Source organism: Escherichia sp. E10V10, assembly GCF_004211985.1.
Classification (GTDB): domain Bacteria; phylum Pseudomonadota; class Gammaproteobacteria; order Enterobacterales; family Enterobacteriaceae; genus Escherichia.
This window is the reverse complement of the sequence record NZ_RHJO01000002.1, coordinates 131,431-157,234: the sequence shown is the minus strand read 5'-3', so window position 1 is coordinate 157,234 and position 25,804 is coordinate 131,431. Positions and strand designations below refer to the sequence as shown.

Annotated in this window: 22 protein-coding genes and 1 riboswitch; of the genes, 9 read left to right on the top strand and 13 right to left on the bottom strand. The window is 52.9% G+C overall.

Translation table 11 applies throughout. The annotated features are described in order from the left end of the window. Positions 1-133: 133 nt before the first annotated feature. The 4 genes from polB to araB all read right to left on the bottom strand — a co-directional run bounded on the left by polB (position 134) and on the right by araB (position 7,010). Positions 134-2,485 (bottom strand): DNA polymerase II, encoded by a 2,352-nt coding sequence (gene polB / locus D9736_RS05205; protein WP_130257858.1) that lies wholly within the window; start codon positions 2,483-2,485, stop codon positions 134-136. Between the two features lie 74 nt (positions 2,486-2,559). Then, positions 2,560-3,255 (bottom strand): L-ribulose-5-phosphate 4-epimerase, encoded by a 696-nt coding sequence (gene araD, locus D9736_RS05200; RefSeq protein ID WP_000888658.1) that lies wholly within the window; start codon positions 3,253-3,255, stop codon positions 2,560-2,562. Positions 3,256-3,796: 541 nt separating this feature from the next. Continuing rightward, positions 3,797-5,299 carry an L-arabinose isomerase gene (gene araA / locus D9736_RS05195; RefSeq protein WP_000151734.1) on the bottom strand — a complete coding sequence of 501 codons (1,503 nt, stop codon included), beginning with the start codon at positions 5,297-5,299 and terminating at the stop codon, positions 3,797-3,799. Positions 5,300-5,309: 10 nt separating this feature from the next. Continuing rightward, positions 5,310-7,010: a ribulokinase gene (gene araB, locus D9736_RS05190; protein WP_130257857.1), complete on the bottom strand. Its 1,701-nt coding sequence runs from the start codon at positions 7,008-7,010 to the stop codon at positions 5,310-5,312. Between the two features lie 338 nt (positions 7,011-7,348). Here araB and araC point away from each other — a divergent pair, with 338 nt between their 5' ends. Continuing rightward, positions 7,349-8,227: an arabinose operon transcriptional regulator AraC gene (gene araC / locus D9736_RS05185; RefSeq protein WP_130217548.1), complete on the top strand. Its 879-nt coding sequence runs from the start codon at positions 7,349-7,351 to the stop codon at positions 8,225-8,227. A gap of 85 nt (positions 8,228-8,312) precedes the next feature. Next, entirely contained in the window at positions 8,313-9,077 is a 765-nt protein-coding gene (locus D9736_RS05180; RefSeq protein WP_130257856.1) for a DedA family protein, read from the top strand. A gap of 86 nt (positions 9,078-9,163) precedes the next feature. Here D9736_RS05180 and thiQ read toward each other — a convergent pair whose 3' ends face one another. The 4 genes from thiQ to sgrR all read right to left on the bottom strand — a co-directional run bounded on the left by thiQ (position 9,164) and on the right by sgrR (position 14,234). Further along, a complete protein-coding gene (gene thiQ / locus D9736_RS05175; RefSeq protein ID WP_130257855.1) occupies positions 9,164-9,862 on the bottom strand; it encodes a thiamine ABC transporter ATP-binding protein ThiQ in 699 nt (232 codons plus the stop codon). Continuing rightward, positions 9,846-11,456 carry a thiamine/thiamine pyrophosphate ABC transporter permease ThiP gene (thiP, locus tag D9736_RS05170; RefSeq protein ID WP_130257854.1) on the bottom strand — a complete coding sequence of 537 codons (1,611 nt, stop codon included), beginning with the start codon at positions 11,454-11,456 and terminating at the stop codon, positions 9,846-9,848. The genes thiQ and thiP overlap by 17 nt, the downstream gene beginning before the upstream one ends. Next, positions 11,432-12,415, bottom strand: a complete 984-nt coding sequence (gene thiB, locus D9736_RS05165; RefSeq protein ID WP_130217436.1) for a thiamine ABC transporter substrate binding subunit — start codon at positions 12,413-12,415, stop codon at positions 11,432-11,434. The genes thiP and thiB overlap by 25 nt, the downstream gene beginning before the upstream one ends. Positions 12,416-12,445: 30 nt before the next feature. Next, a riboswitch (TPP riboswitch) is annotated at positions 12,446-12,545 on the bottom strand. Positions 12,546-12,578: 33 nt separating this feature from the next. Then, entirely contained in the window at positions 12,579-14,234 is a 1,656-nt protein-coding gene (sgrR, locus tag D9736_RS05160; RefSeq protein ID WP_130217434.1) for a DNA-binding transcriptional regulator SgrR, read from the bottom strand. 88 nt (positions 14,235-14,322) lie between these two features. Between sgrR and sgrT the strand changes: the two genes are divergently transcribed. Beyond that, positions 14,323-14,454 carry a glucose uptake inhibitor SgrT gene (gene sgrT, locus D9736_RS05155; protein WP_130257853.1) on the top strand — a complete coding sequence of 44 codons (132 nt, stop codon included), beginning with the start codon at positions 14,323-14,325 and terminating at the stop codon, positions 14,452-14,454. A 107-nt stretch (positions 14,455-14,561) separates the two neighbouring features. Here the strand turns inward: sgrT and leuD are convergent, their stop codons facing one another. The 5 genes from leuD to leuL form a co-directional block, all read right to left on the bottom strand. After that, positions 14,562-15,167, bottom strand: coding sequence for a 3-isopropylmalate dehydratase small subunit (gene leuD / locus D9736_RS05150; protein ID WP_130257852.1), 606 nt, complete (start codon positions 15,165-15,167; stop codon positions 14,562-14,564). Between the two features lie 10 nt (positions 15,168-15,177). Next, positions 15,178-16,578, bottom strand: a complete 1,401-nt coding sequence (gene leuC, locus D9736_RS05145; RefSeq protein WP_130257851.1) for a 3-isopropylmalate dehydratase large subunit — start codon at positions 16,576-16,578, stop codon at positions 15,178-15,180. Positions 16,579-16,580: 2 nt separating this feature from the next. Next, the gene (gene leuB, locus D9736_RS05140) at positions 16,581-17,672 is read right to left on the bottom strand and encodes a 3-isopropylmalate dehydrogenase (protein ID WP_000042349.1); all 1,092 of its coding nucleotides are present in this window, start codon (positions 17,670-17,672) and stop codon (positions 16,581-16,583) included. Further along, complete coding sequence (leuA, locus tag D9736_RS05135; RefSeq protein ID WP_130257850.1) at positions 17,672-19,243, bottom strand: 2-isopropylmalate synthase; 1,572 nt, start codon at positions 19,241-19,243, stop codon at positions 17,672-17,674. Before leuA ends, leuB begins: the two co-directional genes overlap by 1 nt. A gap of 90 nt (positions 19,244-19,333) precedes the next feature. Further along, positions 19,334-19,420, bottom strand: coding sequence for a leu operon leader peptide (gene leuL / locus D9736_RS05130; RefSeq protein ID WP_001300467.1), 87 nt, complete (start codon positions 19,418-19,420; stop codon positions 19,334-19,336). A gap of 660 nt (positions 19,421-20,080) precedes the next feature. Here leuL and leuO point away from each other — a divergent pair. The 6 genes from leuO (at position 20,081) to mraZ (ending at position 25,803) form a co-directional block, all read left to right on the top strand. Further along, positions 20,081-21,025, top strand: coding sequence for a transcriptional regulator LeuO (gene leuO / locus D9736_RS05125; RefSeq protein ID WP_130221635.1), 945 nt, complete (start codon positions 20,081-20,083; stop codon positions 21,023-21,025). Between the two features lie 317 nt (positions 21,026-21,342). Further along, positions 21,343-23,067, top strand: coding sequence for an acetolactate synthase 3 large subunit (gene ilvI / locus D9736_RS05120; protein ID WP_130204910.1), 1,725 nt, complete (start codon positions 21,343-21,345; stop codon positions 23,065-23,067). Positions 23,068-23,069: 2 nt separating this feature from the next. After that, the gene (gene ilvN / locus D9736_RS05115) at positions 23,070-23,561 is read left to right on the top strand and encodes an acetolactate synthase small subunit (RefSeq protein WP_130257954.1); all 492 of its coding nucleotides are present in this window, start codon (positions 23,070-23,072) and stop codon (positions 23,559-23,561) included. A gap of 11 nt (positions 23,562-23,572) precedes the next feature. Continuing rightward, positions 23,573-23,659, top strand: coding sequence for a hypothetical protein (locus D9736_RS05110; protein ID WP_032160836.1), 87 nt, complete (start codon positions 23,573-23,575; stop codon positions 23,657-23,659). 81 nt (positions 23,660-23,740) lie between these two features. Then, entirely contained in the window at positions 23,741-24,745 is a 1,005-nt protein-coding gene (gene cra / locus D9736_RS05105; RefSeq protein WP_064525210.1) for a catabolite repressor/activator, read from the top strand. Positions 24,746-25,344: 599 nt separating this feature from the next. Then, positions 25,345-25,803: a division/cell wall cluster transcriptional repressor MraZ gene (gene mraZ, locus D9736_RS05100; protein ID WP_064525207.1), complete on the top strand. Its 459-nt coding sequence runs from the start codon at positions 25,345-25,347 to the stop codon at positions 25,801-25,803. The last annotated feature ends 1 nt before the right edge of the window (position 25,804 follow it).

The following is a 25,804-nucleotide window of genomic DNA, read 5'->3' as shown; positions in this document are numbered from 1 at the left end:
GCAATAACTACCCGCTACCAGGCTAATGTGGTAGTGGTGTTATTCAGGTCCAGGAATGGAAAGGGCGCTATGGTACTGGATGGCAAGGCATTCGTCACGCATCAAAATGGTATCTGACGAACTCTTTTTTTGCTCAAAATAGCCCAAGTTGCCCGGTCATAAGTGTAGCAAAATTATCCTCAATAAAGGGGAGTATTCCTTCCGCCACTGGCTGAAGCTGGCGGGTCAGATAGTGTTCGTAATCCAGCGGTGAACGTTGATAGTCCAGCGGCTCCGGGCCGTTGGTGGTCCATACGTACTTAATGGTGCCACGGTTCTGGTATTGCAAGGGGCGACCGCGAGTTTGGTTTTCTTCATCGGCAAGGCGTGCAGCGCGTACATGTGGCGGTACATTACGCTGATATTCGCTCAGCGGACGGCGCAGCCGTTTACGGTAAACCAGTTGCGCATCCAGTTCGCCCGCCATCAGTTTGTCGATAGTTTCACGCACGTACTCCTGATATGGCTCGTTGCGAAAGATGCGCAAGTACAGCTCCTGCTGAAACTGCTGGGCCAGCGGCGTCCAGTCGGTACGCACGGTTTCCAGCCCTTTAAACACCATCCGCTGTTTGTCGCCCTCCTGAATCAGCCCGGCATAGCGTTTTTTGCTGCCGGTATCGGCTCCACGAATGGTCGGCATCAGAAAACGGCAGTAATGGGTTTCATACTCCAGTTCCAGCGCGCTGGTCAGCCGTTGTTTTTGCAACGTTTCCGCCCACCAGGCGTTAACGTGCTGCACCAGTGCACGACCGATTTTCGCCGCCTCTTCTTCCGAATGTGCGCCTTTCAGCCAAACAAACGTTGAGTCGGTATCGCCGTAGATCACGTCGTAGCCCTGCGCTTCAATCAATGCTTTGGTTTGCCGCATGATCTGATGACCACGCATGGTGATCGACGAGGCCAGGCGCGGATCGAAAAAGCGGCAGGCGGTGGTGCCGAGCACGCCATAAAAGGCATTCATGATGATCTTCAGCGCCTGCGACAGCGGCTTGTTGCCCTGACGTTTGGCTTCATCGCGCCCGTGCCAGATGTTAGTCACAATCTCCGGCAGGCAATGTTTTTCCCGCGAGAACCAGGCATCGAGAAAACCTTCGGTGCTGTGCTCTGGATCAGGCTGCGCCATGCCTTCTACCAGCCCGACGGGATCAATCAGAAAGGTGCGGATGATCGACGGGTACAGGCTTTTGTAGTCCAGCACCAGCACCGAATCATAAAGCCCTGGCCGCGAATCCATCACGTAGCCGCCAGGGCTGGCGTGTGGCGGCACTTCGCCGAGATTAGGCGCGACATAACCAGCGCGGTGCATACGGGGAAAATAGAGATGACCAAACGCCGCCACCGACCCCCCGTGCCGATCCACCGGCAGGCCGTTCACCGTCGCTCGTTCGAGCAAAAACGGCATGATTTCAGTTTTATGGAAAATCTGCGTCACCAGCTCGCAATCTTTCAGGTTATAAGTCGCCAGCGCGGGCTTATCTTCGGCGAAACGGCGGTCAATTTCGTCCATCCGATCCCACGGGTTATCGATAGATTTTCCTTCGCCTAATAGCTCCTGAGCGACAGTTTCCAGTGAGAATGAAGAGAAATTCCAGAACGCGGATTTCAGCGCCTCGATACCGTCGATAATTAGCCGACCTTTGGCCTGGGCGAAAAAGACGCCGTCTTTAAAGCCGTGCTCGCGCCATTCCAGCTCGCTGTTATCGCGCCCCAGACGCAGTGGAATACTGTAACGCTCGGCATGTTTTTGCAGCATTCGCAGATCGAACTGCACCACGTTCCAGCCGATGATCACATCGGGATCGTGGTTTGCAAACCAGGCGTTAAGTTTTTCCAGCAGCTGCGGGCGACTGGCGACGTATTCCAGTTCAAAATCGAGCGCGGAGGCGTCGCCATTCTCTGGCCCCAGCATATAAACGATGCGCTGCCCGCAACCTTCCAGGCCGATGCAGTACAGCTCACCGTGGCGGGTGGTTTCAATATCAATAGAAACCCACTTGAGCGGCGGACGATAGTCGGGATGCGGTTTCAGGCGAGCATTAACGATAGCGCCATTGCGCATATCTCCCTCGACCCACACCGGAGCGGTGATAAACCGCTCCATCAGATAGCGTTCAGGCGGGCGCACATCAGCCTCGTAGACGGTAACGCCACCTTCACGCAGGCGCTTTTCGTAATTCATCAACTGGCGATGAGCGCGACAGTAAAGGCCATACACCGGCTGACGGTGAAAATCCTTTAACGCCAGCGGCGTCAGGCGAAAACCTTGTTCACCCTGCAAAATATGCTGAGCGCGGGGAACCTGATCGGCGGGAATAAACGCCACGGATTCTTGCGGCGCAAGCGTAACGTGCAACGGCCCGTTGTCCGTTGCCAGCCAGAAAGAAACTTCGGTCCCTTGAGGGGTATCCCGCCAGTGTCGGGTTAAGATAAAACCTGCCTGCGCCACGCTGAAAATCCAATAAAAAACCAGGCTTGAGTATAGCCTGGTTTCGTTTGACTGGCTGTGGTTTTATACAGTCATTACTGCCCGTAATACGCCTTTGCACCATGCTTACGCAGATAGTGTTTATCCAGCAAGGTTTGCTGCATATCAGGCAGCTGCGGAGCAAGCTGGCGGCAGAAAATCCCCATATAAGCGACTTCTTCCAGCACGATGGCGTTGTGCACCGCATCTTCGGCGTTTTTGCCCCATGCAAACGGGCCGTGAGAATGGACCAGAACGCCAGGCATTTGCGCTGCATCGATACCCTGTTTTTCAAAGGTTTCAACGATGACGTTACCGGTTTCCCACTCATATTCGCCGTTGATTTCTGCGTCGGTCATTTTGCGGGTGCAGGGAATGGTGCCGTAGAAATAGTCGGCGTGAGTGGTGCCGGTTGCTGGAATCGACTGACCCGCCTGCGCCCAGATGGTGGCATGGCGGGAGTGCGTGTGCACAATACCGCCAATGGACGGAAATGCCTGATAGAGCAGTCGGTGAGTTGGCGTGTCGGAGGAGGGCTTTTTCGTACCTTCAACCACTTCACCGGTTTCGATGCTGACCACGACCATATCGTCAGCGGTCATGATGCTGTAATCGACGCCGGAAGGTTTGATTACAAAGACGCCGCGCTCGCGATCAACGGCGCTGACGTTGCCCCAGGTCAGAGTGACCAGGTTGTGTTTTGGGAGCGCCAGGTTGGCTTCTAAAACCTGACGTTTGAGATCTTCTAACATGTTGACTCCTTCGTGCCGGATGCGCTTTGCTTATCCGGTCTACAAAATCGCAGCGTGTAGGCCTGATAAGACGCGCCAGCGTCGCATCAGGCGCTGAATGCCGGATGCGCGTTGCTTATCCGGCCTACAAAATCGCAGCGCGTAGGCCTGATAAGACGCGCCAGCGTCGCATCAGGCGCTGAATGCCGGATGCGCGTTGCTTATCCGGCCTACAAAATCGCAGCGTGTAGGCCAGATAAGACGCGGCAGCGTCGCATCAGGCGTTGAATGCCGGATGCGCTTTGGCTTATCCGGCCTACAAAATCGCAGCGTGTAGGCCAGATAAGACGCGGCAGCGTCGCATCAGGCGTTGAAGGCCGGATGTGCTTTGCTTATCCGGCCTACAAAATCGCAGCGTGTAGGCCTGATAAGACGCGCTAGCGTCGCATCAGGCGTTGAATGCCGGATGCGCTTTGGCTTATTCGGCCTACAAAATCGCAGCGTGTAGGCCTGATAAGACGCGCCAGCGTCGCATCAGGCGTTACATACCTGATGCGGCTACTTAGCGACGAAATCCGTAATACACTTCGTTCCAGCGCAGCGCGTCTTTAAACGCTGGCAGGCGGGTATCGTTATCAATCACCGTGATTTCAATGTCGTGCATCTCGGCGAACTGGCGCATATCGTTAAGGTTCAGCGCATGGCTGAAGACGGTGTGATGCGCACCACCAGCAAGGATCCACGCTTCGGAAGCGGTTGGCAGATCCGGTTGCGCTTTCCACAGCGCATTCGCCACCGGCAGTTTCGGCAGGGAGTGCGGTGTTTTCACCGTGTCGATGCAGTTAACCAACAGACGATAACGATCGCCGAGATCAATCAGGCTGGCGACAATCGCTGGACCGGTTTGGGTATTGAAGATCAGGCGCGCTGGATCGTCCTTACCACCAATACCGAGGTGCTGAACGTCGAGGATCGGTTTCTCTTCTACGGCGATCGACGGGCAGACTTCCAGCATATGGGAGCCGAGCACCAGGTCATTACCTTTCTCGAAGTGATAGGTGTAGTCCTCCATAAAGGAGGTGCCGCCCTGCAGACCGGTTGACATCACCTTCATGATGCGAAGCAGGGCGGCAGTTTTCCAGTCGCCTTCGCCCGCAAAGCCGTAACCCTGCTGCATCAGACGCTGTACGGCCAGACCAGGAAGCTGTTTCAGACCGTGCAAATCTTCAAAGGTGGTGGTGAATGCGTGGAAGCCACCTTGTTCCAGGAAACGCTTCATCCCCAGCTCAATACGCGCCGCTTCCAGCACGTTCTGTCGTTTTTCGCCGTGGATTTGAGTGGCAGGCGTCATGGTGTAGCAGCTTTCGTACTCATCGACCAGCGCGTTAACATCGCCGTCACTGATGGAGTTCACCACCTGCACCAGATCGCCAACCGCCCAGGTATTGACGGAGAAACCGAACTTGATCTGTGCGGCAACTTTATCGCCGTCAGTGACCGCCACTTCACGCATGTTATCGCCAAAACGGCAGACTTTCAGATGACGGGTATCCTGTTTAGATACCGCCTGACGCATCCAGGAGCCGATACGCTCATGTGCTTGTTTATCCTGCCAGTGACCGGTAACGACGGCATGTTGCTGACGCATACGCGCGCCGATGAAACCGAACTCGCGACCGCCGTGTGCAGTCTGGTTCAGGTTCATAAAGTCCATGTCGATGCTGTCCCACGGTAGCGCCGCGTTAAACTGGGTGTGGAATTGCAGCAACGGTTTGTTGAGCATGGTCAGGCCGTTGATCCACATTTTTGCCGGGGAGAAGGTGTGTAGCCACACCACCAGACCAGCGCAACGATCGTCGTAATTCGCGTCGCGGCAAATAGCGGTGATTTCGTCCGGCGTGGTGCCCAGCGGTTTCAGCACCAGTTTGCAGGGCAGTTTCGCTTCCGTATTCAGCGCATTAACGACGTGCTCGGCATGTTGGGTGACTTGACGCAGGGTTTCCGGGCCATACAGATGCTGGCTGCCAATTACAAACCACACTTCATAATTATCAAAAATCGTCATTGTCGTGTCCTTATAGAGTCGGAACGGCCTGGGCAGCCTGTGCCGGGGCGGAAGTTGGAAGATAGTGTTGTTCGGCGCTCATCGCCCATTGCTGATAGCGGCGATAAAGCTGTTCAAAGCGTTGTGCCTGTTCGCTGCACGGTTGCAGGGTTTTCTCTACCGCACTGGCCATTTTTTGCTGGGCTGATGGGATGTCGGCATGCACTTTCGCGGCGACGGCAGCAAAAATCGCCGCACCGAGCGCACAGCATTGGTCAGAGGCGACAATTTGCAGCGGGCGATTCAGCACGTCGCAGCAGGCTTGCATAATCACCTGGTTTTTCCGCGCGATGCCGCCCAGCGCCATCACGTTGTTTACGGCGATCCCCTGGTTGGTGAAGCACTCCTGAATTGCGCGCGCGCCAAAAGCGGTAGCGGCAATTAAACCGCCGAACAGTAGTGGAGCGTCGGTAGCGAGGTTCAGGTCGGTAATCACCCCTTTCAGACGTTGGTTAGCGTTTGGCGTGCGACGACCGTTAAACCAGTCGAGTACTACTGGCAGGTGATCCAGAGACGGGTTTTGAGCCCATGCTTCGGTCAGCGCCGGAAGCAGTTGTTTCTGGCTGGCTTTGATTTGCTCTTTCAGTTCCGGATGCTGGGCGGCAAGCTGTTCCAGCGGCCAGCCGAGTACGCGACCAAACCAGGCGTAGATATCACCAAACGCCGACTGACCTGCTTCCAGACCGATAAATCCAGGAACCACGCTGCCATCAACCTGACCGCAAATGCCTTTAACTGCCCGCTCGCCAACGCTCTGTTTGTTGGCAATCAGAATGTCGCAGGTGGAAGTACCGATAACTTTTACCAGTGCGTTAGGCTGTGCGCCTGCGCCGACTGCGCCCATATGGCAGTCAAACGCGCCGCCGGAAATCACCACGCTTTCAGGCAGACCGAGACGCTGCGCCCATTCCGGGCATAAAGTGCCCACCGGAATATCGGCAGTCCAGGTGTCAGTGAACAGCGGGGAAGGTAAATGACGGTTGAGAATCGGGTCCAGCTCATCAAAGAAACTGGCTGGCGGTAAACCGCCCCAGCTTTCGTGCCACAGAGATTTATGCCCGGCGCTACAGCGTCCGCGGCGAATATCCTGCGGGCGTGTGGTGCCGGAGAGCAGGGCGGGTACCCAGTCGCACAGTTCAATCCACGATGCGGCAGATTGCGCCACGGCGCTATCCTGGCGAGTCACATGCAGGATTTTTGCCCAGAACCATTCGCTGGAATAAATACCGCCGATATAGCGGGAGTAGTCAACGTTGCCCGGCGTGTGACATAAGCGGGTAATCTCTTCCGCTTCTTCAACCGCCGTGTGGTCTTTCCACAAAACGAACATCGCGTTCGGGTTTTCGGCAAACTCCGGGCGCAGCGCAAGCACGTTGCCGTCGGCGTCGATTGGTGCAGGCGTGGAGCCGGTACTGTCGACGCCAATGCCGACCACGTCAGCGCGTTGTTCGGCGCTAAGCGCGGCCAGCACGGTTTTTAGCGCCGCTTCCATTGACTCGATATAGTCACGCGGATGATGACGGAACTGGTTATTTGGGGCATCACAAAATTGCCCTTCCTGCCAACGGGGATACCACTCTACGCTGGTGGCGATCTCTTCACCGGTGGCGCATTCCACCGCCAAAGCTCGCACAGAATCACTGCCAAAATCGAGGCCAATTGCAATCGCCATCGTTTCACTCCATCCAAAAAAACGGGTATGGAGAAACAGTAGAGAGTTGCGAAAAAAAGCGTCAGGCAGGATCCGCTAATCTTATGGATAAAAATGCTATGGCATAGCAAAGTGTGACGCCGTGCAAATAATCAATGTGGACTTTTCTGCCGTGATTATAGACACTTTTGTTACGCGTTTTTGTCATGGCTTTTGCCCCCCTTTGTTACAAAATGCTTTTCACAAGCGGGGTTGCCGGTTGGATTAGCGAGAAGAGCCAGTAAAAGACGCAGTGACGGCAATGTCTGATGCAATATGGACAATTGGTTTCTTCTCTGAATGGCGGGAGTATGAAAAGTATGGCTGAAGCGCAAAATGATCCCTTGCTGCCGGGTTACTCGTTCAACGCCCATCTGGTGGCGGGTTTAACGCCGATTGAGGCCAACGGTTATCTCGATTTTTTTATCGACCGACCGCTGGGAATGAAAGGCTATATTCTCAATCTCACCATTCGCGGACAGGGCATAGTGAAAAACCAGGGGCGAGAATTTGTCTGCCGGCCTGGCGATATTTTGCTATTCCCGCCGGGAGAAATTCATCACTACGGTCGTCATCCGGAGGCCCGCGAATGGTATCACCAGTGGGTTTACTTTCGCCCCCGCGCTTACTGGCACGAATGGCTTAACTGGCCGTCGATATTTGCCAATACCGGTTTCTTTCGCCCGAACGAAGCGCATCAGCCGCATTTCAGCGATTTGTTCGGGCAAATTATCAATGCTGGACAAGGGGAAGGGCGCTATTCGGAGTTGCTGGCGATAAATCTTCTTGAGCAATTGTTACTGCGGCGCATGGAAGTCATTAATGAGTCGCTACATCCGCCAATGGATAATCGGGTACGCGAGGCTTGTCAGTACATCAGCGATCACCTGGCGGACAGCAATTTTGATATCGCCAGTGTCGCACAGCATGTTTGCCTGTCTCCGTCGCGTCTGTCGCATCTGTTCCGCCAGCAATTAGGGATAAGCGTCTTAAGCTGGCGCGAAGATCAACGCATCAGTCAGGCGAAGCTGCTATTGAGCACGACTCGTATGCCTATCGCCACCGTCGGACGCAATGTTGGCTTTGACGATCAGCTCTATTTCTCGCGGGTATTTAAAAAATGTACAGGCGCCAGCCCGAGCGAGTTTAGGGCAGGATGTGAAGAAAAAGTGAATGATGTAGCTCTCAGGTTGTCATAATTGGTAACGAATCAGACGATTGACGGCTTGACGGAGTAGCATTGGGTTTGCAGAATCCCTGCTTCGTCCATTTGACAGGCACATTATGCAAGCATTGCTGGAACACTTTATTACCCAATCCACTGTGTATTCATTGATGGCGGTGGTGTTGGTGGCCTTTCTGGAGTCACTGGCGCTGGTCGGTTTGATTCTGCCCGGTACGGTGCTGATGGCGGGGCTGGGGGCGCTGATAGGTAGCGGCGAGTTAAGTTTCTGGCACGCCTGGCTGGCGGGGATTGTTGGCTGCCTGATGGGCGACTGGATCTCCTTCTGGCTGGGCTGGCGGTTTAAAAAGCCGTTGCATCGCTGGTCATTTCTGAAGAAAAACAAAGCACTACTTGATAAAACTGAACATGCGTTGCATCAACACAGCATGTTTACCATTCTGGTCGGTCGTTTTGTCGGCCCGACGCGTCCGCTGGTGCCAATGGTGGCGGGGATGCTGGATCTCCCGGTGGCAAAATTTATCACGCCAAATATTATCGGCTGCCTGCTGTGGCCGCCATTTTACTTCCTGCCGGGGATTCTGGCAGGCGCGGCGATCGATATTCCTGCCGGAATGCAGAGTGGCGAGTTTAAATGGTTGCTGCTGGCGACGGCGGTGTTTTTGTGGGTTGGCGGTTGGTTGTGCTGGCGATTATGGCGCAGCGGCAAGGTAACCGATCGTTTAAGTCATTATTTGTCGCGTGGTCATTTGCTGTGGCTGGCACCGTTGATTTCTGCCATTGGCGTGGTGGCGCTGGTGGTGTTAATTCGCCATCCGTTGATGCCGATGTATATCGATATATTGCGTAAAGTGGTTGGGGTTTAGGGCATAGTCTTGTGCGGGGCGACTGATGCGGACAAAACGCACCCGTAGGTCGGATAAGGCGTTCACGCCGCATCCGACAGTGCATACTAACCCGTAATCCCCAATAGTGCCGAAGCACTCGCCTTACCGCTCAACAATTCATCGGTCTTACCCTGCCAGGCGATACGCCCGTCGGCGACCACCACCGAGCGCGTGGCGATCCGCGCGGCATCTTCCACACTGTGCGACACCATCAATAACGTCATTTTTTGCTGCTGGCAGCTCGTACTTACCAGCGTCAGCATCTCCTGGCGTAGCGCCGGGTCGAGCGCGGAGAACGGCTCATCGAGCAATAAAATCGGCTGTTCGCGTACCAGACAACGCGCTAACGCCACGCGCTGTCGCTGACCGCCGGAAAGCTCGCCCGGTAACCGCGCCATTAAATTATCAATTCCCATCTGGCGGGCGATAGCATGCATTTTATCCTGCTGTACCGCGTTCAGCTTCAGTCCTGGATTAAGTCCCAGCCCGATGTTCTGCGCGACCGTCAGGTGACTGAACAGGTTGTTTTCCTGAAACAGCATCGACACCGGACGGCGTGACGGCGGCGTCGTGGTGTGATCAACGCCGTCGATAGTCAGCGAACCGCTGGCTGGCGTCAGAAAACCGGCGATCAAATTCAGCAGGGTACTTTTACCCGCGCCGCTTGGCCCGAGGATCGCCACCTGCTCGCCGCGTTCCACCGTTAAGCTAAAACGCATCGGCAAATGGTGGTAAAGCCAGGTGATATCAGTCAGTTTTAACATTTCGCCCCGGTAGTTTTTCAATCACGGTAAACAGCAGAAAACAGAGCAGCAGCAGAATTAACGCGGTGACCGCGCCGTCCTGGCTGCGATAAGAGCCAATTTGCTGGTAGAGATAAAACGGCAGGGTACGGAAATCATCGTTACCGAACAACGCCACCACGCCAAAATCACCAATCGATAACACGCAGGCAAAGGCCAGCGCCTGCGCCAGCGGACGTTTCAGGGCGCGCAGCTCCACCACTTTTAAGCGCGACCAGCCTTCAATACCCAGCGACTGACACAACATGCTGTAACGCGTGGTGATATCGCGCATCGGGTTTTCCAGCACCTTCAGCGCATAAGGGATCGCCATTAACGCATTGGTGAAAATCACAATGCCGTCAGCAGATTGCGGCAGGCCAATGGTGTTGTTGAGCAGTAAAAAGAAGCCCGTTGCCAGCACAATCCCCGGCATGGCGAGGATCAACATGCCGCTCATCTCCAGCACCTGACCCGCCAGCATTTTTTGCCGCGCCCGCAGTTCGCGACTGCTCCATAGCAGCATAATGGTCAGCACTACACACAATACGCCTGCCGCCAACGCAATACGCAACGAGGTCCACAGCGCCTGCCACAGCACCGGTTGTGCCAGCACTTCCGGCAACTGGCGATTTACCCCATCGACGATCACCGCCAGTAACGGTGGCAGCAACAGCAGCAGCGCCAGCACAATTAACACAGTGTCGCAAATGCGGCTATGCAGACGATCGTCCGGGTCGCGCCAACCTTGCAGCAGCGTGGTGCCAGGTGCAATGGCCTTACTCAATCGCTGACTCAGCAGCACCAGACCGAGACAGCACACCATCTGGATCAGCGCCAGCATCGCCGCGCGGGCAGGATCGTAGTCGTAACTCAGCGCCTGATAAATAGCCAGCTCGATAGTCGTCGCTTGCGGACCGCCGCCCAGCGATAGCACGGTTGCGAAGCTGGCGAAACAGAGCATAAAGATAAGCGCAGCAACCGGCGGGATTTGGCGCCGTAACCACGGCCATTCGACGAAGCGGAAAAAATGCCAGCCACGCATCCCAAGTTGTGCGGCAAGTTGACGTTGTTCGCCGGGAATGTTTTCCAGCGCCTGGAGTAATAAGCGGCTCGCCATCGGCAGATTAAAAAATACATGCGCCAGCAAAATGCCTTGCAGGCCGTAGGGCGAAAATGTCCACTCCAGACCAAGCGATTGCCAGAGCGATGCCAGCCAGCCCTGGCGACCATAGACGCTAAGAATGCCGAAAACGGCGACCAGCACCGGGAGGATCAAGGTCATTGCGCACAGACGCAACAGCGCCAACCGCCCGGGAAAGCGCCTGCGATAAAGCGCGCGGGCAAGGAATATTGCGGGTACGACAGAGAGCAGCGCCGAGAGAAACGCCTGCCAGAAGGAGAAGCGCACCACATGCCACAGGTAGCTGTCCTGCCAGATTGCCGCCCAGTCACCCTGCGGCGCGTTCCACCACAGGGCGAGAAACGCCGCCAGTGCAACCGCCACCACAAGCGTAGCGGCGCTTACACCTGGAATTAACCAGCCGGGAATTAACGGCTGACGGCGCGTTGCCATTCGCTAATCCATGCCTGACGTTGTGCCGCCACTTCGGCTGGCGTGAACTCCAGCGTGGTGGCCGGTTTGGTCAATTGTTCAAACCCGGCAGGCAGCGTGACATTTGCCACCGGATACATCCAGTTGCCGGTTGGGATCGCATTCTGGAAAGCCGGAGAAACCATAAACTGGAGGAATTTTTGCGCCAGCTCCGGCTGCTTGCTGGCAGCGGTGCGGGCGGCAACTTCCACTTGCAGATAGTGACCTTCGCTAAAGTTCGCAGCGGCGTAGTTATCTTTCTTCTCTTCGAGAATGTGATAAGCCGGAGAGGTGGTGTAACTCAGTACCAGATCGCTTTCGCCTTTTAAAAACAGGCCGTAGGCTTCACTCCAGCCTTTGGTGACTGTGACGGTTTTCTTCGCCAGCTTCTGCCAGGCTTGCGGGGCGTCATCGCCATAGACTTTTTGCATCCACAACAGCAGACCCAGCCCCGGCGTACTGGTGCGCGGATCCTGATAAATCACCCGCCAGTTTTGATCGCTCTCAACCAGCTCCTTCAGGCTTTGCGGCGGATTTTTCAGTTTGTTCTTGTCATAAACGAAGGCGAAGTAGCCGTAATCAAACGGGACGAAAGTGTCATTATTCCAGCCGCCGGGAACGTTAATGGCATCCGCTGCCACACCGCTTTTGGCAAACAATCCGGTTTTGCTGGCGGCGTCTAACAAGTTGTTATCCAGCCCCAGCACCACATCGGCTTTGCTGTTTTTGCCTTCCATCCGTAGACGGTTGAGAAGCGAAACGCCATCTTCCAGCGCCACCAGTTTCAGTTCGCAATTACAGTCGGCTTCAAAGGCTTTTTTGACCACCGGACCAGGCCCCCAGTCGGCGGCGAAGGAATCGTAGGTATAAACAGTCAGAACGGGTTTAGCAAAAACAGGCGCTGTGCACAGCAACAGCAGGGGAAGACATTTTTTTAACACTTTGCACCTCAAAAAAGAGTGGCAAAGGACTTGAGAAGGAGCCTCAAATCCCTTCGCCGGCGTTATCCGGATCAGGTTCGACGGGTATTTTCTCAGCGCACGCGTCTGCGTGGCACCCCGTTGAGAACGGCGTTAGTGTAGTGATTTTGTTATCAACCAGCAATCATGGATCCGGTGGCGCAAACCACGCTGATTTAAAATCGAACCAGCCGAGGGTATTCATGCGCAGGCCGCGCATACTGCGTTGCCCCTGAATGATCAGCCAGTGGTGGATCAGCGGTACCATTGCTTTACTGGTAACCAGCTGTTGGCACCAGTTCGCCAGATTCATCTCGCCATTACGCCAGCGGGCGGCGTCGGCTTGCCAGTCGAGAGGAATACAGTGTTGTAGCAGCGGTACTTCGCACAAGTGCGCGAACAGCGAAAAATCCAGCGGCAGCGTAAAGTTGGCGCTGTTAAGCCAGATGTCGCTTTCGATCTCACCTTCGTGCCACTGATCGTAGCTGATCTCTTTGATTTCCAGCGTGACCTGGTGACTTGCCAGAATCTGCTGCATGATCCTGGCAATCACCCGATGTTCAATATGATCCTGATAAAAGGTCAGGGTGAGATGTTCCAGCCCGGCAGGTTTTTCGCAATGTGTTGGGCGGGCATGGTGCCAGCGGGGGAGCAGCCCATAGGCCGGAAACCACAGTTGCTGGTACTGTTCCTCGGCGAAATAAACCAGATTGGTCGGCGAAAGTACATAGCTTATCCAGTCTCTGACTTGCTGATTCGCCCCGCGATGGGTGCGGCTGTCGAACAGTAGATAGTAGCAACCTTCTTCCAGGCGACTTTCAATCTCTTTTTCCTCGCCCTGCGGCCCTTTCAGCATCAGGCCTCCAGCGGGTTCATCGGCAATTTCCGGCAAGACCCAGACGTTAACTTCGTCGATTAATGCCCGATAACCGAAGAAATCATCGAATGCCTGAATTTTCAGTTGGTTAGTGCTGTTACGCATTACCGCATACGGACCGGTACCGATAGGGTGGCTGGCAAAATTGCTGAGGGTTTCCCATTCACGCGGCAGGATCATCGCCGGAACTTGCGCCAGCAGTAACGGCAACCAGCGATCTGGCTGAGTGAGATGAATATCCAGCGTCCAGGGCGTCGGCGACACAATTTCAGCGATGTGGGAATAGAGCGGCAGCGTATTGATCCGCTTCAACGAGGCGATGACGTCGTCCATTTCCAGTTCACGACCATGATGAAAATGGATCCCGGGGCGCAAAAAGAAGCGCCAGTGGAGTGGGGAAATTTGCTGCCAGTGGTGGGCTATGTCCGCCTCCAGTTCCCCATTTTCCTCATTTATTCGGGTTAACGCACTGAAGATTTGCCGGGCGATATGGGTTTCGGAACGGCGTAATGCGCTGCCAGGCAGCAGATTGCGCAACGGGCGATAGTAGAGCACGCGCAGGATGTGCCGCCCCTGGCGGAAGCTGCGGCCCAGATGAGAAACCAGCATTTGCCGCACGGCAGTTTTATCACCGACTAACTGCACCAACTGGTCGATGCGATCCTGTTCCAGCAGGTCTTCCGCCCGCTGTTGCTGAAGCGCCAGCCCGGTGTAGAGGAATGTCAGACGCGAGCGTTTACCGCGCCCGACTTCCGCTTCCCACGTCAGCCAGCCGCGATCCTGCATGGTGTTGAGCAGGGTGCGCATATGACGACGGGAGCAGCTCAATAACTCCGCTAGTTCGTTGAGCGTCGTGTCCTGCGATTTACCCTCGCAGCATTGCCACAGGCGGATGAACTGTTGTTGCAGACGAGCAGATGGCATAAAAGGGGAACTCCTGCGCAAAAGTCAGCAATTTTATTTTCCCTATATTAAGTCAATAATTCCTAACGATGAAGCAACGAGGTGCCCCATGCGTCAGTTTTATCAGCACTATTTTACCGCGATAGCGACGTTGTGCTGGCTGCGTTGGTTAAGCGTTCCACAGCGTTTAGCCATGCTTGAAGAACTGATGCAGTGGGAGGGGAGTGATTCTGAATACTGATTTGCGGACATCATGTGTGACTGAGTATTGGTGTTAATCGCCACGCCAGCAGTGAATACCTGCTGGCTTTTTTCTTTTTGGCGATTGAGTGCCGGACGGCGTACAAATTAACGCATAAACGCCGGTTGCTTCTCTTCATAAGTGGCAATAGCGTCGTCGTGCTGCAGGGTCAGACCGATGCTGTCCAGACCATTCATCATGCAGTGGCGGCGGAAGGCATCGATAGAAAAACGATACGTTTTATCACCCGCTTTCACCTCTTGCGCTTCCAGATCCACGTCGAAATGAATCCCCGGATTGGCTTTCACCAGTGCAAACAACTCATCCACTTCTGCATCGCTTAATTTCACCGGCAGCAGTTGGTTGTTAAAGCTGTTGCCATAGAAGATGTCAGCGAAACTCGGCGCAATCACCACTTTAAAACCGTAGTCGGTCAATGCCCACGGCGCGTGCTCACGCGAGGAGCCGCAGCCGAAGTTTTCTCGAGCCAGCAAAATGGAAGCGCCCTGATACTGCGGGAAGTTCAGCACGAAGTCCGGGTTTGGCTGTTGGCCTTTTTCATCCAGAAAACGCCAGTCATTAAACAGATGCGCGCCAAAACCTGTACGCGTCACTTTCTGCAGAAACTGTTTCGGGATAATCGCATCGGTATCGACATTGGCGGCATCCAGCGGAACCACCAGGCCTGTATGTTTGATAAATTTCTCTGCCATGGTGTGCTCCTTATTTAATGTGGCGAATGTCGGCGAAATGTCCGGTCACAGCAGCGGCGGCAGCCATTGCCGGGCTGACCAGATGCGTGCGCCCGCCGCGCCCCTGGCGGCCTTCAAAGTTACGGTTGCTGGTGGAGGCGCAACGTTCGCCCGGATTCAGACGGTCGTTGTTCATCGCCAGACACATTGAGCAGCCAGGCAAACGCCATTCAAAACCGGCTTCAATAAAGATTTTGTCCAGACCTTCCGCTTCCGCCTGAGCTTTTACCGGGCCAGAGCCGGGAACCACCAGTGCCTGTACGCCTGGCGCGACTTTTCGCCCTTTGGCGATTTCCGCTGCCGCACGTAAATCTTCAATGCGCGAGTTGGTGCAAGAACCGATAAACACTTTATCGATAGCGACTTCGGTCAGCGGAATACCCGGTTTCAGCCCCATATAGGCCAACGCTTTTTCTGCCGACGCGCGTTCAACCGGATCGGCAAACGAAGCCGGGTCGGGAATATTGTCGTTCACAGAGATCACCTGACCGGGGTTCGTTCCCCAGGTGACCTGAGGGGCGATCTCTTCTGCTTGCAGAGTCACAACAGTATCGAAAGTTGCGCCTTCGTCGGTTTGCAGGGTTTTCCAGTAGGCGACGGCATCGTCAAAATCTTTGCCTTTCGGCGCATGCAGACGGCCTTTGACATAGTTAAAGGTGGTTTCGTCAGGTGCAACCAGACCGGCTTTCGCGCCCATTTCGATTGCCATATTGCACAGGGTCATCCGACCTTCCATGCTTAAATCACGGATTGCTTCGCCGCAAAACTCCACCACATGCCCGGTGCCGCCAGCGCTGCCGGTTTTACCAATGATCGCCAGCACGATATCTTTCGCGGTAATGCCCGGTGCGGCTTTGCCCTGGACTTCAATTTTCATGGTCTTCGCACGACCCTGTTTCAGGGTTTGCGTTGCCAGTACGTGTTCCACTTCGGAAGTGCCGATACCAAAGGCCAGTGCGCCAAATGCGCCGTGGGTGGCGGTGTGCGAGTCGCCACAGACAATGGTCATCCCCGGCAAGGTGACGCCCTGTTCTGGCCCCATTACGTGGACGATCCCCTGATACGGGTGATTCAGGTCATACAGCTCGACGCCAAATTCTTTGCAGTTTTTGATCAGCTCCTGCATCTGGATCCGCGCCATTTCACCGCAGGCATTAATGTCTTTAGTCTGAGTTGAGACGTTGTGATCCATAGTGGCGAAGGTTTTCCCTGGCTGACGCACTGGGCGTCCGTGGGCGCGCAGGCCATCGAACGCCTGCGGTGAGGTCACTTCATGCACCAGGTGGCGGTCGATATATAACAGCGGGGTTTCGTTTTCGGCTTCGTACACTACGTGAGCGTCGAACAATTTTTCGTATAACGTCTTAGCCATGATTACACCCCTTCTGCCACATAGCGGGCAATGATATCGCCCATTTCATCGGTACTAACGGCGGCAGCGCCACGGGCTAAATCTCCGGTGCGAATGCCTTCTTCTAATGCGCGGTTAATGGCGCGTTCAATGGCGGAAGCCGCATCATCGGCATCCAGGCTGTAGCGCAGCAGCAGTGCCAGCGACAGAATTTGCGCAATCGGGTTGGCGATGTTTTTGCCTGCGATATCTGGTGCCGAGCCGCCCGCCGGTTCATACAGACCAAAACCTTGCTCGTTCAGGCTAGCGGAAGGCAACATCCCCATCGAGCCAGTGATCATCGCACACTCATCAGACAGAATGTCGCCAAACAGGTTGGAGCACAGCAGAACGTCAAACTGTGATGGATCTTTAATCAGCTGCATGGTGGCGTTGTCGATGTACATATGCGCCAGTTCGACATCCGGATATTCAATGGCGATCTCATTAACAATTTCCCGCCATAAAATAGAGGATTGCAGCACATTGGCTTTATCGATCGACGTCACTTTATGGCGACGTTTACGAGCAGATTCAAACGCGATGCGGGCGATACGTTCGATCTCAAACCGGTGATACACCTCGGTATCAAACGCTTTTTCATATTGTCCGCTACCTTCGCGGCCTTTTGGCTGACCGAAATAGATGCCGCCGGTCAGTTCGCGCACACACAGGATGTCAAAGCCGTTAGCGGCAATGTCAGCACGCAGCGGACAGAATGCTTCCAGCCCCTGATACAGTTTTGCCGGACGCAGGTTGCTGAATAATTTGAAGTGCTTACGCAGAGGCAACAGCGCGCCGCGTTCTGGTTGCTGGTCCGGTGGTAAATGTTCCCACTTCGGGCCGCCTACCGAGCCAAACAGCACGGCATCGGCTTGCTCACAACCTTCAACCGTCGCAGGCGGCAGCGGCTGCCCGTGGTTATCAATGGCTGCGCCGCCTACATCGTAATGGCTGGTGGTGATGCGCATCGCAAAGCGGTTGCGCACGGCATCCAGCACTTTCAGCGCCTGGGTCATCACTTCCGGACCAATACCGTCCCCCGGCAATACGGCAATATGGTAATTCTTCGACATCACACGGTTTCCTTGTTGTTTTCGTTGTGTTGAGCTTTGCGTTGCAACTCTTTTTCGACTTCTGCGGCGCGCCAGATATTGTTCAGTACGTGCACCATGGCTTTGGCGGAGGACTCGACAATATCGGTGGCCAGGCCGACGCCGTGGAAGCGGCGACCGTTGTAGTTGGCGACAATATCCACCTGACCCAGCGCATCTTTACCGTGACCTTTAGCGGTCAGGCTGTATTTCACCAGTTCGACGTTATATTCAGTGATGCGGTTAATTGCCTGATAGACGGCATCGACCGGACCGTTACCGTTGGCGGCTTCTGCTTTGACTTCTTCGCCGCAGGCCAGTTTGACGGCGGCAGTGGCAATATCGTTAGAACCAGACTGCACGCTGAAGTAATCCAGACGGAAATGCTCTGGCTCTTCTTGCTGTTTACCGATAAAGGCCAGCGCCTCCAGATCGTAATCAAACACCTGACCTTTTTTATCTGCCAGCTTCAGGAAGGCGTCGTACAGATTGTCTAAATTATATTCACTTTCTTTATATCCCATCTCATCCATGCGGTGTTTCACTGCCGCACGGCCTGAACGAGAGGTCAGATTCAGCTGGATTTGATTCAGACCAATAGATTCTGGTGTCATGATTTCGTAGTTTTCGCGGTTTTTCAGCACGCCATCCTGGTGGATACCGGAGGAGTGTGCGAACGCGCCGCTGCCAACAATGGCTTTGTTTGCCGGGATCGGCATATTACAAATCTGGCTAACTAACTGGCTGGTGCGCCATATCTCCTGGTGATTAATGGCGGTATGAACGTTGAGGATATCCTTACGAACTTTGATCGCCATGATCACTTCTTCCAGCGAACAGTTTCCGGCGCGTTCGCCGATCCCGTTCATTGCGCCTTCTACCTGCCGCGCTCCGGCATGTACCGCCGCCAGTGAGTTACCGACTGCCAGGCCTAAATCGTCGTGGGTGTGTACGGAAATAATGGCTTTGTCGATGTTAGGCACGCGTTCATACAGGCCGCTGATGATTCCGGCGAACTCAAACGGCATGGTGTAGCCCACGGTGTCCGGAATGTTGATGGTGGTGGCACCGGCGTTAATCGCCGCTTCGACCACTCGCGCCAGATCGGCAATCGGGGTACGCCCGGCATCTTCGCAAGAAAATTCAACGTCATCGGTGTAATTACGGGCGCGCTTCACCATATAGATAGCGCGTTCGATCACTTCATCCAGCGTGCTGCGCAGCTTGGTGGCGATGTGCATTGGGGAGGTAGCAATAAAGGTATGAATACGGAAGGCTTCGGCGACTTTCAGAGATTCAGCCGCCACATCGATATCTTTTTCCACGCAGCGGGCTAACGCACATACGCGGCTATTTTTGACCTGGCGGGCGATGGTTTGCACCGATTCAAAATCGCCCGGCGAAGAGACGGGAAAACCAACTTCCATTACGTCAACCCCCATACGCTCAAGGGCCAGCGCAATTTGCAGTTTTTCTTTCGCACTCAGACTTGCCTGTAACGCCTGTTCACCGTCGCGTAATGTGGTATCGAAAATAATAACTTGCTGGCTCATGGTTTGGGTCCTTGTCTCTTTTAGAGCGCCTCGCTTCGGGCATAAAAAAACCCGCGCAATGGCGCGGGTTGTTTTTGACTGCGTGCTGGCTTAATGCTGGATGCCGCTCACTCGTCTACCGCGCAAAGAAGATGCGTTTAGTAGTAGTAGACCGATAAAGCGAACGATGTGAGTCATTAAATCAGCTCCAGATGAATGCGATATGCTTTTAGAGTTACTGGATACAAAAACGGATGTCAACCCTGTAGTAAGAAAAGCGGCTTTTCAGCGGTAATTTTGCATGTCTCAAATTAGCTAATTGTGCTGTGTATACATAAACCAACAATATTAATTTCTGTCAGCCAGATCACACTTTTCATTAATTGACATACTTCAGCATAATTTATTGCATTTAATCAATAAGTGATATACGTATAGATAGTATCAATTACCTAACCCATCCTGATGATTTTTCTGTAATTATTTATTTGATGAATGTTTAATTATTGATGAGGCTTATATTATTGATAAGTTAATAAGGAAGGTATGGGTGATTAATATATAAATTTTTAATTAAAGTGGCGATTTTATACATATCACGGATGATTGAGCATTCATGGTGATTATGATTATATTGTTTGTGTGACAAAAACATTATAGATAATCATGCTGTGGTGGGTGACTCTCTGCGCGGCGGTGGGTTCTGTTTTAAACAGAACTCTTATCTTTATGTTTTCCTAATTTTACTCATTTTCCTTTTTCTTATTTTATATGTATGGTAAATCATATTTTTCAGGATTATTTTTTTTCTGCATTCCGGTAAGGAAAAGGGAGTTAAGTGTGACAGTGGAGTTAAGTATGCCAGAGGTAAAAACAGATCATCCAGAACCAGCAGATTTTAGTAAGCCACAGCTGCGCATGGTCGATCTAAACTTATTAACTGTTTTCGATGCCGTGATGCAGGAGCAGAATATTACTCGTGCCGCTCATGTTCTGGGAATGTCGCAACCTGCGGTCAGTAACGCTGTTGCACGCCTGAAAGTGATGTTTAATGACGAGTTGTTTGTTCGTTATGGTCGTGGTATCCAACCGACTGCCCGCGCATTTCAGCTTTTTGGCTCTGTGCGCCAGGCGCTGCAATTAGTGCAAAACGAATTACCGGGTTCAGGTTTTGAGCCTGCCAGTAGCGAGCGGGTATTCCATCTCTGTGTTTGCAGCCCGTTAGACAGCATTCTGACCTCGCAGATTTATAATCACATTGAACAGATTGCGCCAAATATACATGTTATGTTCAAGTCTTCATTAAATCAGAACACTGAACATCAGTTGCGCTATCAGGAAACGGAGTTCGTCATAAGTTATGAAGATTTCCACCGCCCTGAATTTACCAGTGTGCCGTTATTTAAAGATGAAATGGTGCTGGTAGCCAGTAAGAACCATCCGCATATTAAAGGCCCATTACTGAAACATGATGTTTATAACGAACAACATGCGGCGGTTTCGCTCGATCGTTTCGCCTCATTTAGTCAACCGTGGTACGACACAGTAGATAAGCAAGCCAGTATTGCTTATCAGGGCATGGCAATGATGAGCGTCCTTAGCGTGGTGTCGCAAACTCACCTGGTCGCTATTGCGCCTCGTTGGCTGGCTGAAGAGTTCGCCGAATCTTTAGAATTACAGATATTGCCGCTGCCATTAAAACAGAATAGCAGAACCTGTTATCTCTCCTGGCATGAAGCTGCCGGGCGCGATAAAGGCCATCAGTGGATGGAAGAGCAATTAATTTCTATATGTAAACGCTAAACAAAAGCAGAATAAATCAGGCATTCCTTTCTGGTTTATTCTGCTTTTTTTATTAAATGCAGAATTTTGTTCTAAATGCATGTGCGCCAGATTTCATGAATAATTAAAAAAATAGAGAAATTGCTGTAAGTAGTCGAATCTAGCCAATTTATTATCAATTTACGCCTTCATTCTAGAGTATTTTATCGTTTCTTTTCTCCTTTCCTCCTGTTTATTCTTATTTCTTCACGTTTGTGACTCTGTCTGCCAATTGCTTAAGCAAGATCGGACGGTTAATGTGTTTTACACATTTTTTCCGCCAAACAGTGAGGCAGGCCATGGAGATGTTGTCTGGAGCCGAGATGGTCGTCCGATCGCTTATCGATCAGGGCGTTAAACAAGTATTCGGTTATCCCGGAGGCGCGGTCCTTGATATTTACGATGCATTGCATACCGTGGGGGGGATCGATCACGTATTAGTTCGTCATGAGCAAGCGGCTGTGCATATGGCCGATGGCCTGGCACGTGCAACCGGGGAAGTGGGGGTCGTGCTGGTGACGTCGGGTCCTGGGGCGACTAACGCGATTACCGGTATCGCTACTGCTTATATGGACTCCATTCCCTTGGTTGTCCTTTCTGGTCAGGTAGCGACCTCGCTGATAGGCTACGATGCCTTTCAGGAGTGCGACATGGTGGGAATTTCCCGCCCGGTGGTCAAACACAGTTTCCTGGTTAAGCAAACGGAAGACATTCCTCAGGTGCTGAAAAAGGCATTCTGGCTGGCGGCAAGTGGTCGTCCTGGGCCAGTGGTGGTTGATTTACCGAAAGATATTCTTAATCCGGCGAACAAATTACCCTACGTTTGGCCGGAGTCGGTCAGTATGCGCTCTTATAACCCGACAACACTGGGTCATAAGGGGCAGATTAAACGCGCATTGCAGACACTGGCGGCAGCGAAAAAACCGGTAGTTTACGTTGGCGGCGGCGCCGTGACTGCGAGTTGCCATCAACAACTCAAACAGATTATTGAGCAGCTTAATCTTCCCGTCGTCTCTTCATTAATGGGGCTGGGGGCGTTTCCGGCAACGCATCGTCAGGCGCTGGGGATGCTGGGAATGCACGGCACCTACGAAGCCAATATGACCATGCATAATGCCGATGTTATTTTTGCGGTCGGCGTGCGCTTTGACGATCGCACCACTAACAATCTGGCCAAGTACTGCCCGAATGCAACGGTTTTACATATTGATATCGATCCTACGTCGATCTCAAAAACCGTTACCGCCGACATTCCGATCGTTGGTGACGCGCGGTTGGTGCTGGATCAAATGCTGGAGTTGCTGGCACAAGAAACGGCTCACCAACCGTTGGATGAAATTCGTGACTGGTGGCAACAGATTGAACAGTGGCGCGCTCGCCAGTGCCTTAAATACGACACTCAGAGCGAAAAGATTAAACCGCAAGCGGTGATCGAGACACTCTGGCGACTGACGAAAGGCGATGCATATGTCACGTCCGACGTCGGGCAGCACCAGATGTTCGCCGCGCTTTATTATCCTTTCGACAAACCGCGCCGCTGGATCAATTCCGGTGGCCTCGGCACTATGGGCTTTGGTTTGCCTGCGGCGCTGGGTGTCAAAATGGCATTGCCAGAAGAAACCGTGGTCTGTGTCACTGGCGACGGCAGCATTCAGATGAACATTCAGGAACTGTCTACCGCTTTGCAATATGAACTGCCGGTGCTGGTGGTGAATCTCAATAACCGCTATCTGGGGATGGTGAAGCAGTGGCAGGACATGATCTATTCCGGCCGCCATTCACAATCTTATATGCAGTCGCTACCGGATTTCGTTCGTCTGGCGGAAGCCTATGGCCATGTTGGGATCCAGATCTCTCATCCGCAAGAGCTGGAAAACAAACTTAGCGAGGCACTGGAACAGGTCCGCAATAATCGCCTGGTGTTTGTTGATGTCACTGTTGATGGCAGCGAGCACGTCTACCCGATGCAGATTCGTGGCGGCGGAATGGATGAAATGTGGTTAAGCAAAACGGAGAGAACCTGATTATGCGCCGGATATTATCCGTATTACTCGAAAATGAATCAGGCGCGTTATCCCGCGTGATCGGCCTCTTTTCCCAACGGGGCTATAACATTGAAAGCCTGACCGTTGCGCCAACCGACGATCCGACATTATCGCGTATGACTATCCAGACCGTGGGCGATGAAAAAGTGTTGGAGCAGATTGAAAAGCAATTACACAAGCTGGTCGATGTGCTGCATGTTAGCGAACTGGGGCAGGGGGCGCATGTTGAGCGGGAAATCATGCTGGTGAAAATTCAGGCCAGTGGCTACGGACGTGACGAAGTGAAGCGCAATACGGAAATATTCCGTGGGCAAATCATTGATGTCACGCCATCGCTTTATACCGTTCAATTGGCGGGAACCAGCGATAAGCTTGATGCATTTTTAGCATCGATTCGCGATGTGGCGAAAATTGTGGAGGTCGCTCGTTCCGGTGTAGTAGGACTTTCGCGCGGCGATAAAATAATGCGTTGAGAATGATCTCAATGCGCAATTTACAGCCCAACATGTCACGTTGGGCTTTTTTTGCGAATTCAGTGGGAACCTGGAATAAAAGCAGTTGCCGCAGTTAATTTTCTGCGCTTAGATGTTAATGAATTTAACCCATGCCAGTACAATGGGTATGGTTTTTACATTTTACTCAAGGGGCAATTGTGAAACTGGATGAAATCGCTCGGCTGGCGGGAGTGTCGCGGACCACTGCAAGCTATGTTATTAACGGCAAAGCGAAGCAATACCGTGTGAGCGACAAAACCGTTGAAAAAGTCATGGCAGTGGTGCGTGAGCACAATTACCACCCAAATGCCGTGGCTGCTGGGCTTCGTGCTGGACGCACACGTTCGATTGGTCTTGTGATCCCCGATCTGGAGAACACAAGTTACACCCGTATCGCTAACTATCTTGAACGCCAGGCACGGCAACGGGGTTATCAACTGCTGATTGCCTGCTCAGAAGATCAGCCAGACAACGAAATGCGCTGTATTGAGCATCTTTTGCAGCGTCAGGTCGATGCCATCATTGTTTCGACGTCGCTGCCGCCGGAGCATCCTTTTTATCAACGCTGGGCTAACGACCCGTTCCCGATTGTCGCGCTGGATCGCGCCCTCGATCGTGAACACTTCACCAGCGTGGTTGGTGCCGACCAGGATGATGCAGAAATGCTGGCCGAAGAGTTACGTAAGTTTCCTGCTGAGACGGTGCTTTATCTTGGCGCGTTGCCGGAGCTTTCTGTCAGCTTCCTGCGCGAGCAGGGTTTCCGTACCGCCTGGAAAGATGATCCACGCGAAGTGCATTTCCTTTATGCCAACAGTTATGAGCGAGAAACCGCTGCCCAGTTGTTCGAAAAATGGCTGGAAACGCATCCGATGCCGCAGGCGCTGTTCACCACCTCATTTGCGTTGTTGCAAGGCGTTATGGATGTCACGCTGCGCCGCGATGGCAAACTGCCTTCTGATTTGGCAATTGCGACCTTTGGTGACAACGAATTGCTCGACTTCTTACAGTGTCCGGTACTGGCGGTAGCCCAGCGTCATCGCGATGTTGCGGAACGCGTACTGGAGATTGTGCTCGCCAGTCTGGACGAGCCGCGCAAACCAAAACCAGGCTTAACACGCATTAAACGTAATCTCTATCGTCGTGGTGTACTAAGCCGTAGATAAACATTACGAAAAGATGCGCCAGTGGATTTTACCTCTGGCGCATTGAGTACGTAATTGGACATCGATATCCATAATGTAAATAAGACTATTCTGGACAATTATCCATAAGCCCTCCTGAATATCCTGCCAATTAACTCCATTCGCTGCGCTGAATGATAATTAACTCGTAACGGTAGATTGCAATTGCATTATTTTGTTACAAGCAAATCGGCAATTGCCGATTAAACAAACACTTTTCTAAACTTTTGTCCAAAGTCGCTGGCATCAGGCATGGCGCACGTGCAACAGGGACTGTTATCCGGGGGAGATATGTCCTAAAATGCCGCTCGCGTCGCAAACTGACACTTTATATTTCCATTAAGGAAAATCGAGTCGTTTTTAAAACGGTAATGATGAATGGGATTTTTTCTTACAACTATTCATGACGTTAATTTGCTTCGTTTGTTGGGCGATTTTTAAACAATGCAGATATTAGCCGTAAACATTGGGTTTTTTGCTTCGGTAAGGAATGTTCCTGGCTTGACAAGCTTTTCCTCCGCTCCGTAAACTCCTTTTAGTGGGAATTTGTGGGATAAAGTGGTAATCGGGGGGAGACTGGCATGTTCCGGGGAGCAACGTTAGTCAATCTCGACAGTAAAGGGCGCTTATCGGTGCCTACCCGTTATCGGGAAGAACTGCTCGGGAGCGCTGCCGGTCAAATGGTGTGTACCATTGACATTCATCACCCGTGCCTGCTGCTTTACCCCCTTCCTGAATGGGAAATTATCGAGCACAAATTATCGCGTCTTTCGAGCATGAACCCTGTTGAACGTCGTGTTCAACGCCTTCTGTTAGGGCATGCCAGTGAGTGTCAGCTGGATAGCGCAGGTCGATTATTAATCGCGCCTGTGTTGCGGCAGCATGCCGGGCTGACGAAAGAAGTGATGCTGGTCGGGCAGTTCAATAAGTTCGAACTGTGGGATGAAACGACCTGGCATCAACAGGTCAGGGAAGATATCGACGCTGAACAGTCTGTTACCGAAAACTTGTCGGAGCGACTGCAGGACTTGTCTCTATAAA